Below are 12,975 nucleotides of genomic sequence, written 5' to 3'. Positions count from 1 at the left end.
TCAGCCCCGACGCAGTACCGCCAGGAACATCGCATCGGTGCCGTGCCGGTGTGGCCAGAGCTGCACGGTCGGGCCGTCGCCGAGGCCGGGCATGCCGGCCGGCAGCAGCGGCCGGGCGTCGACGAAGTCGACCGGTACGCCGGAGCGCCGCGCCGCCTCGGTGACCGAGACGTGCGTCTCCACCACGTGCGGCGAGCAGGTCACGTACGCCACCACCCCGCCCGGGCGGACCGCCCGGAGCGCGGCGCCGAGCAGTTCCCGCTGCAACCGGGTCAGCGCCGGCAGGTCGGAGGGCTGGCGGCGCCAGCGGGACTCCGGACGCCGCCGCAGCGAGCCGAGACCGGTGCAGGGGGCGTCGACGAGCACCCGGTCGAAGGAGTTCTCCGGCAGGTCCGGATCGCGCCCGACGGTACGCCCGTCGGTGGTCAGCACGGTCACCGGCAGCCCGCGTACGGCCTGGGACACCAGTCGGGCCCGGTGCTCGGCCACCTCGACCGCGGTCAGCCGGGCGCCCCGCTGGGCGGCCAGCGCGCCGAGCAGTCCGGCCTTGCCACCCGGCCCGGCGCAGAGGTCCAGCCACCGTTCGTCGGTGCCGTCGACCTCGGCGGCGGCGAGCGCGGCGGCCACCAGTTGGGAGCCCTCGTCCTGGACGTGCGCCCGGCCGTCGGCCAGCACCGCCAGCTCCCCGGGAGCACCGCCGGGCAGATAGACGGCGTACGGCGAGAAGGCGCCCGGGGCCCCGCCCACCTCGTCGGCGACCTCGACCGCGTCCGCCCGGCCCGGGCGGGCGCAGAGGTGCACCGGCGGAGGCTGGTTGTCCTCGATCAGCAGCCGGGCGGTCTCCCCCAGGTCTCCGCCGAGCGTCTCGGCGAAGGCCCGCACGATCCACTCCGGATGGCTGTAGGTGACGGCCAGGTGCCCGACCGGGTCGGTCTCGGCCGACGGGGCCAGCTCGGCCAGCCAGGTGTCGAGGTCCTTGCCGGCGACCTCCCGGAGCACGGCATTGGCGAACCCGGACGCTCCCGGCGCGACGGACCGGACCAGGTCGACCGTGGAGGAGACGGCGGCGTGCGCCGGGACCCGGGTGTAGAGAAGCTGGTAGGCGCCGAGCCGCAGCGCGTCCCGGGGTTGCGGGTCGATCCGCGCGACGTCCCGGCCGGCGGCGGCGCTGAGGATCGCGTCCAGGGTGCCCCGGACCCGCAGCGTGCCGTAGGTCAGTTCGGTGGCGAAGGCCGCGTCCCGGCCGTGCAGCCGCCGGTCGCGCAGGATCCCCGGCAGGACCAGGTTCGCGTACGCGTCGTCCCGGTGCACCGCCTCGATCGCCTCGTACGCCGCCTGCCGGGGCAGGTCGACCGCCGGTCGCCCCGCTCGGGGCGACCGGCCGTCCCGGTCCCGCCGGTCGCCGCCCCGGCCACCCCGGTCCCGCCGGTCGCCGCCCCGGCCACCCCGGTCGGCGCCGTCCCGCGCCCGGCCACCCCGGTCTGCGCCGTCCCGCGCGCTTTCCCGGTCGCCGCCGCCCTGGCCGGTACGCCCCCGGTCGTCGCGTCGACGATCGTCGCGGTGGCGCTCGGTGCCGCCGCCCGGCGCACGCTCGTCGCGGTTCCGGTCGGCTCCGGCCCGTGCGGTGCCGTCGACCTGTCCGATGCGCTCGCTCACCCGAACTGCTCCCCACCGGCGACCCGGACGCCCCGGGCCCAGTCCGGTGCCGGCATCGCACGCTTGCCAGCCGCTCGCACCTCGCCCAACTCCACCGGCGTACTGGCGGTACCGGCCAGCACCCGGCCACGCTCGACCAGCAGCTCGCCGGGCTTGAGTTCGGGTGCGTTGCCGACCGGCCGCACCGGGCCGAGCTTGACCCGGTCGCCCCGGAACTGGGTCCAGGCACCGGGCGCCGGGGTGGCGGCCCGGATCCGCCGGTCCACCGCGAAGGACGGCTCCGACCAGCGGACCTCACCGTCGGCGACGGTCAGCTTCGGCGCCAGCGAGACTCCGTCGGCGGGTTGCGGCACCGCCCGGGCGGTGCCCTGCCCGATCGCGTCGAGGACGGTGACCAGCAGCCCGGCGCCACTGTGGGCGAGGCGCTCCAGCAGGTCACCGGCGGTGTCGGAGGGCCGGATCTCCTCGGTCACGGTGCCGAAGACCGGGCCGGTGTCCAGCCCGGCCTCCAGTTGGAAGACGCTGGCGCCGGTGACCTGGTCGCCGTGCAGCACCGCGTGCTGTACAGGCGCGGCACCGCGCCAGGCGGGCAGCAGCGAGAAGTGCAGGTTGACCCAGCCGTGTGCGGGGATCTCCAACGCCACCGGCGGCACCAGCGCGCCGTAGGCGACCACCGGTACGCACTCCGGCGCGAGCTGGCGCAGCCGGTCGAGGAACTCAGGCTCCCGGGGCTTGACCGGAGTCAGCACCTCGATGCCCCGCTCGTCGGCCCAGGCACCGACCGGTGATCGGGTCACTCCCCGGCCCCGACCGGCCGGGGCATCCGGCCGGGTCACCACGGCCAGCAGTTCGTGCCCGGAGGCGGCGATGGCGTCCAGGCTGGGCAGGGCGACGGCCGGCGTACCGGCGAAGATCAGGCGCACCGGCGGTGTCACCGACCCAGACCGAACGGGCTGGCAGAGCGGTCCGAGCCGCCCAGTCCCAGCTTGGCGCCGAGTCCCTGGCGCCGGTTGGCCGGCGGGTCGTGCGGACTGACCTTGATCACCGGTGGGGCGTCCTGGTCGTACCAGTCCGCCTGCCGGATCGCCTTCATCGCCTCCTTGCGCCCCTCGGCGTCGAGCCGGTCGAGGAAGAGCACCCCGTCGAGGTGGTCGGTCTCGTGCTGCACACACCGGGCCATCAGGCCGGTGCCGACGATCTGCAGCGGGTCGCCGTACTCGTTGAAGCCCTTGGCGATCACGTTGAGCCGGCGCTTGGTGTCGAAGTAGAGCCCGGGGATGGAGAGACAGCCCTCCGGACCATCCTGCTCGTCGGAGTCGGGGAACTCCAGTACCGGATTGACCAGGTGCCCGAGCACGTCGTCGACGTCGAAGGCGAACACCCGCAGGCCCACGCCGAGCTGCGGCGCGGCGAGGCCGGCACCGTTCTGCTCCCGCATCGTGTCGGTCAGGTCGGCGACCAGTTTGCGCAGCTCGGCGTCGAAGTCGACGACCGGTTCGGCCGGGGTGCGCAACACCGGGTCCCCGAACAGACGGATGGGCTGGACGGTCACGCGGGACGGCTCCTTCACGGATGGGTTCGGTGGTGCCGTACCCAGTCTACGGGCGCACCGGGGAGACGACCGGCGAGCCGGCCCGCGACGGTGCGCGGCGAGATCGGCGGGGCCGGCCGTGACATCGGTCACGCCCCGGGCCGGGCCGACGCGGTGGTGCGGAAGCTGTACGGCGACGGGTCAGGGTTGGGTGCCCGGCTCGCCGGCCAGCACGGCGTCGGTGCGCTCCAGGATGTGCTCGGGAAGCGGAAGCTGGGTGCCGTGCGCGGCGTCCCAGTCGTAGATCACGCTCAGCCCGACCTCGGCCCGGAAGTATTCGATCGCGCTGAGCCCGCCGACCACCTGCTCGTCGCACTCGGCGACGAGCTGCCCCGGCACCAGCTTGAAGCCGTTGCGCAGCGCCGCGCTGAGCCGCCGGTGCCCGTCGACCACGAAGAACTTCTCGCCGGTGTAGCCGATCCGCAGCGGCTCCAGGGCCTCCTCGCCGGCCTGCCCGATCTGTGCGACGAAGTCCGACTCCCAGAGACCGCGCAGTCCCTGGATCTCCTGGGTCGGATAGATCCGGGCCGGGTCGAGCAGCAGCAGCGGCGGGGAGTCGCGCAGGATCTGCTGGCCGAAGGAGCCCTCGTAGGCGGCGATGACGTGCTCGACCACCTCGTCGGCGGACGCTTTGGTGCTGTCGCAGATCAGGTCGTAGTTGCGCAGCTTCGCCTTGTCGACGCCGTAGCGGACCAGGAAGCGGTTGCGCTCGCTCTCGCTGCGCTCGTGCAGCTTGGCCCGGGCCTCCTCGATGGAGGTGTAGCTCTCCGCCGGGCCGGACGGCCGGGCGAGTACCCGGCGGGCCGCCTCGGTCGGCTCGGTGATCATATGGATCTTGAGGGCGTCCTTGAAGAAGTGCCAGGCGAGCCGGCTGTCGACGATCAACTGCTCGCCGGAGTCCGCGATGTCCTGCTGGAGCTGGTCGACGTAGCCGTCGACCGCCTGGTCCAGCTCGGCGTGCAGGTTGAGCTGAAGCGCGGTCATCTGCCGCTGCTGGGCCATCTCCCGGTAGAGGTCACCCACGCTGACCCGGCGCAGACGGAGCCGCTTGGCCAGCTCGATGGAGACGGTGCTCTTGCCGCTGCCAAGGTCACCGTTCAGGACGATCGACTGACGACCGGTCACGACCTACCCACCCCTGATCCCAGATTGCTCAAGATCAATAGTTTGAACGCCGAACCGGCGCGGTCACTCTCCGTCACGCCTCCTGCGTGGAGCATGAGGGGCGATGGTATCACCCGGATCTCCCACCACAGGTCGGACTCTGGGTGCGTCCGCCTCCGGATACCCACTGCGGACGGTAGCCGAAACAACCCTCCGTGTCGGGTTCTCGGTCGGTACCCGGTCAGAAAATGTCCTGCGGATCGACCTGGATCCGCACCGGCTGGCCGGCCTTGCGGGCCGTCCGGAGCGCCGCCGCCTGGTGCAGGGCGGCGGCCAGTGCCGCCGCCCCGGACCGGGGCACCCGGACCAACATCCGCTCCTGCCCGTCCGGGGCCGGCACCGGACCGAGCACCTCGGCGGCCGGCGGCAGCCGGGCTTCGTCGAGCAGCTCCGCCACCGCCGCCGCCACCCCGGTCAGGCTGGCCATCCGGGCGGCCGGCGGAAAACCCAACTCGCGCCGCTCGGTCAGTTCCCGGCCGGCGAACCAACCCGGATCCCAGCGCAACAGCGCCTGCACCGGCGCCAGCGAACCGTCCGCGACCACCACCACCCGGCCACCGGCCGGACCGGGCCGGGCCAACGCCGCCGCCGCCAGCCAGCGGCGCAGCGCCTCCTCGCCGGCCCGCAGGTCGGCCCGGGTCAGCAGCGCCCAGGAATCCAGCAGCAGCACCGCCCCGTAACCGCCCTCGGCAACCGGCTCGGCGCCGGGTGTCGCGATCACCAGGCCCGCATCGCCGGGCACCGCGCGCAGCACCTCCTCCCGCCCCGAGGTCCGCACCGGCACGCCGGGAAACGCCCGGCCAAGCTCCTCGGCGGTACGCCGGGCACCCACCACCGCCGCCCGGAGCCGCCGTCCGCCGCACTGCGGGCAGGCGTACCCGGCGGCGACCCGGGCGCACCAGCGACAGGTGGGAGTGGCGCTGGCCGAGCGCAGCGCCAGCGGCCCGGCGCAGTGCGGGCACCGGGCCGGTGCCCGGCACTCGGCGCAGGCCACCGAGGGCAGGTAGCCGCGCCGGGGCACCTGGACCAGTACCGGCGTGTCCGCCTTCAGCGCCGCCCGGGCCGCGTCCCAGGCCAGGCTCGGCAGCCGGGCCGAGGCCGCGGCGGGATCCCGGGCCAGTTGCGGGTCGTCGCCGGTCGGCGTGATCCTCGGGGTACGCGCCCGCAGCGTCGACCGGTCGGCCACGATCTCCTTCGCCCAGCCCGTCTCGACCAGCAGCCGCGACTCGGCGGTGCGGGCGTACCCGCCGACCAGCACCGCGGCGTCACCGAGCTGCGCCCGGGTGAGCAGCACCTCCCGGGCGTGCGGGTACGGCGCCCGGGGCTCGGCGTGCAGGTCGTCCCCGTCGTCCCAGATCGCCACCAGCCCGAGGTCGGCTACCGGGGCGAACATCGCGGCCCGGGTACCGATCACCACCGGCACCCGGCCCCGGGAGGCGGCCAGGAACGCCCGGTACCGCCGGGCCGGCCCTACGGCCGCGGAGAGCGCCACGTGCCGCCCGGTGCCGAGCAGCCCGGTCAGCGCGGCGTCGAGTCGTTCCAGGTCCCGGGCGTCGGCCACCACCGCCACCACGCCGCGACCACTGCGTACCGTCGCCGCCGCCGCCTCCGCGAACCGGCTCGCCCAGTCCTCGCCGGGCAGCGCCGACCAGACCGCCCGGGGTGCCCGACCGTCGGCCAGGGCCCGCAGGAACCCCGGTCCGGCCGGATAGCTCCGCCAGGCCGCGTCGATGGGACCGGTGTCGCCCGCGGCCGATTCGGACCCGGCCGCGCCCTGCACCGCCGCCGGCCCGGCGGCGCTCTCCGGCGACTCCGACCCGGCCGGACGCCGCGCGGGCTCCGACCCGGCCACATCCTGCGCGGACCCCGGCCCGACCGAGTCCTGCGCGGACTCCGACCCGGCAACGCCCTGCGCGGACTCCGGCCCGACCGAGTCCTGCGGAGTCGCCGGCTCGGGTCCGGCGTGGGTGCCGGCCGCCGGGGGCGGGGCGGTTTCCCGTTCGACCCGGGCGTGCCGGGGCGGGACGGCCAGTCGCAGCACGTCGGCGAGGTTGCCGGCGTACCGGTCGGCGACCGCCCGGGCCAGCCGGGCGATCTCCGGGGTGAGCACCGGCTCGGGCGAGACCAGCCGTTCCAGGTAACTCAGCCGGCCGTCGTGTGCGGACAGTTCGGTCCGGTCCAACAGCCAGCCGTCGACCAACTGGCCGGCGAAGCGCACCCGGACCCGGGTACCCGGCCGCGCCTGGTCCGCCAGCTCGGCCGGGACCAGGTAGTCGAAGGGCCGGTCCAGGTGGGCCAGCGGCACGTCCACGCAGACGCGAGCGACCGGCAGCCCAGGCGCGGGCTGCCGGTCGCTGCGCTTGCTGGTGGTCAGGCTCCCGCGGCCGACTTGAGGTCGGCGGCGCGGTCCGTGTTCTCCCAGGTCAGGTCGGGCAGCTCACGGCCGAAGTGGCCGTAGGCGGCGGTCTGCCGGTAGATCGGGCGGAGCAGGTGCAGGTCCCGGATGATCGCCGCCGGACGGAGGTCGAAGACCTCGCCCACCGCGCGCTCGATCCGGTCCACCGGCACGTTCTCGGTGCCGAAGGTCTCGATGAAGAGGCTCACCGGGTGCGCCTTGCCGATCGCGTACGCGACCTGGACCTCGCAGCGCTCGGCCAGCCCCGCGGCCACCACGTTCTTCGCCACCCAGCGGGTCGCGTACGCGGCCGAACGGTCGACCTTGGACGGATCCTTACCGGAGAACGCCCCACCGCCGTGCCGGGCGTACCCGCCGTAGGTGTCGACGATGATTTTGCGGCCGGTCAGTCCGGCGTCGCCCATCGGGCCGCCGATCTCGAACCGGCCGGTCGGGTTCACCAGCAGCCGGTAGCCGTCGATGTCGAGGCCCAGCTCCTCCAGCTCCGGCGCGATGACGTGCTCGCGGACGTCCGGGGTGAGCAGCGACTCAAGCGAGATGTCGGCGGCGTGCTGCGACGACACCACGACGGTGTCGAGCCGGACCGGGCGCAGCCCGTCGTACTCGATCGTCACCTGGGTCTTGCCGTCCGGCCGCAGGTAGGGAATCGAGCCGTCCTTGCGGGTGGCGGAGAGCCGGCGGGCCAGCCGGTGCGCCAGGGCGATCGGCAGCGGCATCAGCTCGGGCGTCTCCGAGCAGGCGAAACCGAACATCATGCCCTGGTCGCCGGCGCCCTGGGCGTCCAGCGCACTCTCCGACGAGCCGGAGCGCAGCTCGATGGCGCTGTCCACACCCTGCGCGATGTCCGGCGACTGCGAACCGATCGACACGCTGACGCCGCACGAGGCGCCGTCGAAGCCCTTCTTCGACGAGTCGTAGCCGATGCCGAGGATCGTCTCGCGGACGATCGCCGGAATGTCGGCGTACGCCTTCGTGGTCACCTCGCCCGCGACGTGCACCTGGCCGGTCGTGATGAGAGTTTCGACCGCGACCCGGCTACGCGGGTCCTGGTCAAGTAGCGCGTCGAGGATGCCGTCGCTGATCTGGTCAGCGATCTTGTCGGGGTGGCCTTCCGTGACCGACTCCGAGGTGAACAAGCGACGTACCACGGTGCTCCTAAAGATCTCGAATTGAGTTGGCGCGGCAGTGTAGTCACGGCCGCCTGGTCCCCCGACCCGTGCCCGGTAGCGTGCTACCCGGTCATGACAGGCCGGTTAAGCGCGTTACTACCAGATCCCAGACGCCGTCGGCGAGATCTTCCTTGGATTGCTCGGGAAACACTGTCGCCGAACCGTCGGCGCCGAGCACGACGGCGGTATTGCGGTCGGCCCCGAACACCTTGTCCGGCCCGACCTCGTTGACCACGATCAGGTCGGCGCGCTTGCGGGTCAGCTTGGCCCGGGCGTTCGCCTCGGCGTCGCTGGTCTCGGCGGCGAAGGCGACCAGCACCTGGTCCGGCCGTCGGCGCTCGCCCAGCTCGGCGGCGATGTCGGGGTTGGCCACCAGCTCGACGGTGAGCGTGCCGCCCCGGTCCGACTTCTTGATTTTGTCGGCGGCGTAGGTCGCCGGCCGGAAGTCCGCCGGCGCCGCCGCCATCACCACCGCGTCGGCCGTCTCGGCCGCCTCCAGGGTGGCCTTGCGCAGCTCCTCGGTGGTCGAGACCCGGACCACGTCCGCCCCGGCCGGGTCCGGCAGCGAGACGTTCGCGGCAACCACCGTCACCTGGGCACCCCGGGCCACCGCCGTCCGGGCGAAGGCGTAGCCCTGCTTGCCCGACGACCGGTTGCCGAGGAACCGCACCGGGTCCAGCGGCTCCCGGGTGCCGCCAGCGGTGACCACCACCCGGCGGCCGACCAGGTCCCGGGGCTCGGCGACGCCGCGGGCGAGCACCCGGCGGGCCACCGCGAAAATCTCGGCCGGGTCGGGCAGCCGGCCCTTGCCGGTGTCGACGCCGGTCAGCCGGCCGCTCGCCGGCTCGATCACCAGGACGCCGCGGCGGCGCAGCGTCGCGACGTTCTCCACCGTCGCCGGGTGCTCCCACATCTCGGTGTGCATCGCCGGGGCGAGCACCACCGGGCAGCGGGCGGTCAGCAGCGTGTTGGTGAGCAGGTCGTCGGCGAGACCGTGCGCGGCCTTGGCCAGCAGGTCGGCCGTTGCCGGGGCGACGACCACCAGGTCGGCGGCCTGGCCGAGGCGGACGTGCGGTACCTCGTGCACGTCGGCCCAGACCTCGTCGGCGACCGGCTGGCCGCTCAACGCCGCCCAGGTCGGCGCGCCGACGAAGCGCAGCGCGGAGGCGGTCGGCACGACCCGGACCCGGTGCCCCGACTCGGTGAAGAGCCGGAGCAGCTCGCAGGCCTTGTAGGCGGCGATACCACCGCCCACCCCGAGTACGACCGCGGTCATCGCCGACGCCCGGACGACCCTACGGCTGGTCGGTCGGCTCGGCGGTGAGCAGACCTGCGTTGATCTCCCGCATCGCGATCGAGAGCGGCTTCTCCTGCGGGGTGGTCTCCACCAGCGGGCCGACGTACTCCAGCAGGCCCTCGCCGAGCTGGCTGTAGTAGGCGTTCACCTGGCGGGCGCGCTTGGCGGCGAAGATCACCAGAGCGTACTTCGAGGTGGTCTTCTCGAGCAGCTCGTCGATCGGCGGGTTGGTGATGCCTTCGGGACTGGCGATGGATCCCACGGAGATAAACCTCGGTGTCTTCTCGACCGCCGGGCGCGGCGGTCAGGTCGGAGTTGGCTCATGGTCTGTGCCCGACTCGAATCCGCGTCGACCGCGTCGGCGTTGCCTCAGGTCGGCGTCAGAAAGGACGAACCGAGCAAGCTTACCAGTTCATCCGCGGCGCGCCCGAGCACGTCGTTCACGACCGTTGCGTCGAATTCGCGACCCGCCGCGCGGGCGTGGTCCCAGGTCGGGGCCAGGTAGACCAGCCGGGCCTCCGGCATCGCCGCCCGCACCTGCCGGGCGCCCCGGAGGTCGATCGGGAGCAGCACCGGTTGGCCGGTCGACAACCGGATCCGCACCGGCTCGCCCGGCGTGCCGTACCGGTGGACGCCAATTTCCGACCACTCCAGCAACTGTCCGTCGTCGAGTAGCCGGCCGAATTCGGCGCGGCCGACGAAGCGATAGTGCACTCCGTCGATCTCGTAGCGACGACGGGGCCGGGTGGTCACCGGGACCGGTAGCCACAACTGGCGCGATCGGGCCCGGACGAGTTCTGTCACGCTGTCCTTGCCGGCCCCGGAGGGACCGGCAAGGACCGTGAGACGAGCCGCTGGGCGGACATCGTCATGCGTACCCACTGCTTGTTTCTACACGGCGAGTGGAACTAGTTCGCCGAGAATTCTCCAAGCAGTGCCTTGCGCTGCTGCTCGCCGAGGCCACGGAGGCGACGGCTGTCGGCGATCTTGAGCTTCTCCATGATCTGGGTGGCCCGGATCTTGCCGATTCCCGGCATGGCCTGAAGTACGGCCGATACCTTCAGCTTGCCGACCACGTCGTCCGACTCCGCACGGTCGAGGACGGCGGCGAGGTTGGTCTTGCCCTGCTTGAGCTCTTCCTTGAGCTTCGCCCGGGCCTTGCGGATCTCCGCGGCCTTCTCCAGCGCGGCTGCGCGCTGTTCGGGGCTCAGTTGGGGGAGCGGCACCAGTTCTCCTCAGGTCCCTATCGCGACGGGCGGGACGCGCCGTCGCATCTGTGAAACGTGGTGTGCCTGGCAACCAAAGGGGTATGTGGTTCCCAGCGCCGGGAAAACTAGCGGCCAACGGAGCTTTCGGCAACGTGGGCACGCCATGATCATGTCAGCGTAACCATGAGATCACTGACCGGCAGCGGTCAGCGCGGCCCGACAATCGGCCAGCGCCCGGTCCGCCGCGGCGCGTAACGCGGCAGGATCGGGGCCCGCGCCGAGCACCTCCCGGGAGTACGACGGGAGCACTCCGGCGAGCGCGCCACCGAAGACCGTACGCAGGTCGTCGGCGCGTCCGCCCTGCGCGCCGAGGCCCGGCGCGAGCAGTGGACCGCCCACCCCGGAGAGGTCGTGCCCGGTCTCGCCGATGGTGGCGCCGACCACCAATCCGAAGCTGCCGAGCGGCTCCGCACCCGCGTTGAGCTGCGAAATCTCTTCAATGATCGTTTGTGCGACGGTGCGCCCGTCGGTGCCGACGGCGCGCTGGACGCTGGCGCCCTCGGGGTTGGAGGTGAGCGCCAACACGAAGACGCCGCCGCCGTGCTTGCGTGCCGCGTCGAACATCGGGGCGAGCGAGCCGACCCCCAGGAAGGGGCTCGCGGTGACCGCGTCGACATACATCGGGCTGGATGGATCCAGGTACGCGTCGGCGTACGCGGCGACCGTGGAGCCGATGTCGCCGCGCTTGACGTCAAGCAGAACGAGCACGCCCGCGCCCCGCAACTGTCGGATAATTGACTCAAGTACGCCGACCCCGCGCGACCCGAAGCGCTCGAAAAATGCCGACTGCGGCTTGACGACCGCGACGCGGTCGCCGAGCGCCTCGACCACCGTCTCGCTGAACCGGGCCACCCCGTCGACGTCGTCGGTCAGGCCCCACCGGGCCAGTAGCGCGGGATGGGGGTCGATGCCGACGCAGAGCGGTCCGCGCTCCGCCATCGCCCGGTGCAGCCGACTGCCGAAGGTCTCCATTCGCCTCTCCTCTCCACCAGCGCCATGACTTTCTGTCATGTCGCCGCGACTAACCGTCATGTCTTCGGTCCGCCGCACCCGGCCGGCCGGGATACCGCGGCGGCGGGCACCACCGCACCGGGGACCTCTCGGCGCGTCCGGTCGGCCGGCCCCGGTAGCCGCGCGGTCAGCCGGCCTCGGCGGCCGCGCCGATCGCCGTACAGATCCGGGCGAGGTCGTCGTCCCCGGTGACGTACGGCGGCATCGTGTAGATCAGGTCCCGGAACGGGCGCAGCCAGACCCCGTGCGCCGCTGCGGCCTCGGTCGCCGCCCCCAGCTTCACGTCGTGGTCGAGCTGCACCACGCCGATCGCGCCCAGCACCCGGACGTCGGCCACTGCGGCAGCGCCCCGTAACGGCGCCAGACCGGCCGAGAGCCCGGCGGAGATCCTCGCCACGTCCGCCGCCCAGTTTCCGGCCTCCAGCAGCCCGATGGAGGCGTTTGCGACCGCACAGGCAAGCGGGTTCCCCATGAAGGTGGGGCCGTGCGCCAGCACCCCGGTCGCGGAGATCCCCTCGGCGACCTCGGGGGTGCAGAGCGTGGCGGCCAGGCTCAGGTAGCCGCCGGTGAGTGCCTTGCCCAGACACATCACGTCCGGGGTCACCCCCGCGTGCTCCGCCGCGAAGAGCGCGCCGGTCCGACCGAAGCCGGTGGCGATCTCGTCGAAGATCAGCACGATGTCGTGCTCGGTGCAGAGCTCGCGGAGCAGTCGCAGGTACTCCGGATTGTGGAAGCGCATCCCACCGGCGCCCTGCACCACCGGCTCGACGATCACCGCGGCGAGTTCGCCGGTATGCCGGTGCAGCGCGGCGGCGAGCGCGGCCGCGTACCCGGGGTCGACCGGGGCGTCGAAGCCGGGCGGGGGCAGGCCGGCGAAAACCTGCCGGGGCAGTACACCGGTCCAGAGCGAGTGCATCCCGCCGACCGGGTCGCAGACGCTCATCGGATGGAAGGTGTCCCCGTGGTAGCCGCCCCGCCAGGTGGCCAGCCGGTGCCGCTGGGGGCGCCCCCGGCCGCGCTGGTACTGCACCGCCATCTTGACCGCCACCTCGACGGAGACCGAGCCGGAGTCGCAGAGGAAGACGTGTTCCAGCCCGGGTGGGGTGATCTCCACCAGGGTGCTTGCCAGCCGGACGGCGGGCTCGTGGGTGAGGCCGCCGAACATCACGTGGCTCATCCGGCCGAGCTGGTCGGTGACGGCGGCGTCCAGCACCGGATGCCGGTACCCGTGGATCGCCGCCCACCACGACGACATGCCGTCGACGAGTTCCCGGCCGTCGGCCAGGCGCAGCCGGACCCCCTCGGCGCTTTCCACCACGGAGGGGTCGGTGCTGGCCGGCATCGGAGCGTACGGGTGCCAGACGTGTGCCCGGTCGGCCGCGACGATCTCCTCGGGGGTCACC

General features: G+C 73.2%; 12 protein-coding genes. All 12 read right to left on the bottom strand.

Annotation, left to right across the window (positions count from 1 at the left end; translation table 11 throughout):
* Window positions 1–1,656: an RsmB/NOP family class I SAM-dependent RNA methyltransferase gene (locus R6Y94_RS20150; RefSeq protein WP_318397412.1), complete on the bottom strand. Its 1,656-nt coding sequence runs from the start codon at window positions 1,654–1,656 to the stop codon at window positions 1–3.
* Window positions 1,653–2,579 (bottom strand): methionyl-tRNA formyltransferase, encoded by a 927-nt coding sequence (gene fmt, locus R6Y94_RS20145; protein ID WP_318397512.1) that lies wholly within the window; start codon window positions 2,577–2,579, stop codon window positions 1,653–1,655. Before fmt ends, R6Y94_RS20150 begins: the two co-directional genes overlap by 4 nt.
* 8 nt (window positions 2,580–2,587) lie before the next feature.
* A complete protein-coding gene (gene def / locus R6Y94_RS20140) occupies window positions 2,588–3,208 on the bottom strand; it encodes a peptide deformylase (RefSeq protein ID WP_412102814.1) in 621 nt (206 codons plus the stop codon).
* Between the two features lie 180 nt (window positions 3,209–3,388).
* Window positions 3,389–4,372 carry an AAA family ATPase gene (locus tag R6Y94_RS20135; RefSeq protein WP_318397411.1) on the bottom strand — a complete coding sequence of 328 codons (984 nt, stop codon included), beginning with the start codon at window positions 4,370–4,372 and terminating at the stop codon, window positions 3,389–3,391.
* Window positions 4,373–4,592: 220 nt separating this feature from the next.
* On the bottom strand, window positions 4,593–6,722 hold the full coding sequence (locus R6Y94_RS20130) for a primosome assembly protein PriA (protein ID WP_318397410.1): 2,130 nt from the start codon (window positions 6,720–6,722) through the stop codon (window positions 4,593–4,595).
* Between the two features lie 59 nt (window positions 6,723–6,781).
* Window positions 6,782–7,975, bottom strand: a complete 1,194-nt coding sequence (gene metK, locus R6Y94_RS20125) for a methionine adenosyltransferase (RefSeq protein ID WP_318397409.1) — start codon at window positions 7,973–7,975, stop codon at window positions 6,782–6,784.
* A gap of 91 nt (window positions 7,976–8,066) precedes the next feature.
* The gene (gene coaBC / locus R6Y94_RS20120; RefSeq protein ID WP_318397408.1) at window positions 8,067–9,272 is read right to left on the bottom strand and encodes a bifunctional phosphopantothenoylcysteine decarboxylase/phosphopantothenate--cysteine ligase CoaBC; all 1,206 of its coding nucleotides are present in this window, start codon (window positions 9,270–9,272) and stop codon (window positions 8,067–8,069) included.
* A gap of 19 nt (window positions 9,273–9,291) precedes the next feature.
* Window positions 9,292–9,555 (bottom strand): DNA-directed RNA polymerase subunit omega, encoded by a 264-nt coding sequence (gene rpoZ, locus R6Y94_RS20115; protein ID WP_101366725.1) that lies wholly within the window; start codon window positions 9,553–9,555, stop codon window positions 9,292–9,294.
* A 107-nt stretch (window positions 9,556–9,662) separates the two neighbouring features.
* Entirely contained in the window at window positions 9,663–10,175 is a 513-nt protein-coding gene (locus R6Y94_RS20110; protein WP_318397407.1) for a guanylate kinase, read from the bottom strand.
* Window positions 10,176–10,201: 26 nt separating this feature from the next.
* Complete coding sequence (gene mihF, locus R6Y94_RS20105) at window positions 10,202–10,519, bottom strand: integration host factor, actinobacterial type (protein ID WP_101366727.1); 318 nt, start codon at window positions 10,517–10,519, stop codon at window positions 10,202–10,204.
* Window positions 10,520–10,690: 171 nt separating this feature from the next.
* A complete protein-coding gene (gene pyrF, locus R6Y94_RS20100) occupies window positions 10,691–11,533 on the bottom strand; it encodes an orotidine-5'-phosphate decarboxylase (protein WP_318397406.1) in 843 nt (280 codons plus the stop codon).
* Between the two features lie 166 nt (window positions 11,534–11,699).
* Window positions 11,700–12,974 carry an adenosylmethionine--8-amino-7-oxononanoate transaminase gene (locus R6Y94_RS20095; RefSeq protein ID WP_318397405.1) on the bottom strand — a complete coding sequence of 425 codons (1,275 nt, stop codon included), beginning with the start codon at window positions 12,972–12,974 and terminating at the stop codon, window positions 11,700–11,702.
* Between the last annotated feature and the right edge of the window lies 1 nt (window position 12,975).

The organism is Plantactinospora sp. KLBMP9567 (assembly GCF_033446045.1).
Lineage (GTDB): Bacteria > Actinomycetota > Actinomycetes > Mycobacteriales > Micromonosporaceae > Plantactinospora.
The sequence above is the reverse complement of the archived record's forward strand: the minus strand, read 5'-3'. Positions and strand labels throughout refer to the sequence as shown.